A 1,703-nucleotide genomic window follows, 5' to 3' on the forward strand; every position below is an offset into this window, starting at 1 on the left:
TTTTTAAAAAATTCCAAAACTTTAAGTCATTTTGCTAAAGCTTATAGGGGTAAAATACTAAGAGTATTAGCAAGTAAAAATATACATAATAAAGAAGCTTTGCTTAAAAATCTACCTAATGATTTAAAAATAAAAGAAATTAAGATACAAGGATTAAAAGAAGAGATAATTTTAGATATAGTAAGCTAAGCCTTTTGGCTTAGCTTTTATGATTAGAATTTGTATAGAGCTTCAAGTCTGATATATTGATCTTTAGTATCATCTGTGTTAGCTTGGTTGAAATCTTCTGTTAAGTAAGAATAGAAGCCGCTAAATGTAAGTTTTGGACTATATGCATAAGATACTCTTGCAATATATTCATTTTTATCTATATCATGGCCAACTTGTTCAGATTTACCACCGATATAATCAAATCCTACTCTAACAGTTTCAGCAAAAGTATAACCTAAACCTGCAAAATAGAAGAAGTTTTCACCTGTACTACCTCTTAAATCACTACCTTCAGAATAGAAAATTTGCTCACCTGGAGCGATTACTCTACCTTTATCTTCTAAAACTACTAAGCTAGCTTTGTCTTTTTCACCATAACCAACGATACCTGCTTGGAAATCAAAAGCAGAAATTTGTCCTTGTAATTGAGCAGCGTAGAAATTGCTATTATCTAGACCTAATTTTTCTTTATCACTATCTAAGCTATTTCCTAAGTATTGAGCTTGGATTTTGAAGTTAGCCATATCATTGAATGCAAATTTATAGCTAGCATCTACTGCATATAAAAATGCCCAATTGTTTGAATAAGCAGCCCATACTTGGAAAGCAAATGGATCAAAATCACCTAATACAGCAGCACCATATAAAGAAGTATCAGCAATACCTAAACCTGTAAAATCTCCATCGCTTGTAACATTGAAGCTATCAAACCAATAACCAGCAAAAGTTAAACCCTCGATAGAATTATTAAGAATTTTAGCTCCTGTTCCTACTGCATCATCAGTCCAAATAGAACCAACTTCCATTTTACCAAAGATTACATTTGTAGCATAAGCTTCATTAGTATATTCTAAGTAAGCTTGTTGAACTGCAAAAGTACTATCAGTATCAGTTTCAGCTTTAGCATTTGGGCTATTAAAACCAAGTTCACTTGTGCTATATTGGAATTGAACAAAAGCTTTGAAGTTATCATCTAAAGCTGCTTTGAAATTTAATTGAGATTTAAATTTATGCTTGTTTTCTTTAGAGCTGTTGTAACCATCTACAGTTCCTGTTGCCATTTTAGGTGTTCCATTTGGATTTACGCCAACTTGAACAGGTCTATTTCCAACATCTCTTCTATCAGATTCAAATCTATATCTGAACATTCCTGATACATCAACATCTTTTATAGCTTCTTCAAGTGAAACAGCATTAGCTGCTGAAAAAGCACCTGCAGCTAAAGCTGCTACTAAACTAAGTTTAACTAGTTTCATGAGAATTCTCCTTATTAAAATTAAAACTATGGCTTGTATTATAGCATAGTTTTATATAAGAATTCTTAAAGTAAATAAAAACGATAAAAATATATTATAGGGTTGTATTTATAGATTGAATTATCTTTAAAGATCTAGTTTGAAACTAGATCTTTAAAAACTAAGGAGTTATCTATGAATGTTTGCTTTTACAAGTGTAATTATGCTCTTTGATAGTTAATGTTTGGAAACTGAGGG

The 1,703-nt window shown here is 30.9% G+C and carries 1 protein-coding gene and 1 pseudogene; one reads left to right on the plus strand and one right to left on the minus strand.

Annotation, left to right across the window (positions count from 1 at the left end; translation table 11 throughout):
- Positions 1 to 189, plus strand: a pseudogene (locus tag L8W57_RS07815) (peroxide stress protein YaaA); the annotation flags it as partial.
- A gap of 23 nt (positions 190 to 212) precedes the next feature.
- On the opposite strand, the gene L8W57_RS07820 reads toward L8W57_RS07815, so the two are convergent.
- Positions 213 to 1,466: a major outer membrane protein gene (locus L8W57_RS07820; RefSeq protein WP_133319976.1), complete on the minus strand. Its 1,254-nt coding sequence runs from the start codon at positions 1,464 to 1,466 to the stop codon at positions 213 to 215.
- Positions 1,467 to 1,703 lie beyond the last annotated feature (237 nt).

Origin of the sequence: Campylobacter sp. IFREMER_LSEM_CL1890, assembly GCF_025772045.1 — a bacterium.
Taxonomy (GTDB): Bacteria; Campylobacterota; Campylobacteria; order Campylobacterales; family Campylobacteraceae; genus Campylobacter_D; species Campylobacter_D lari_D.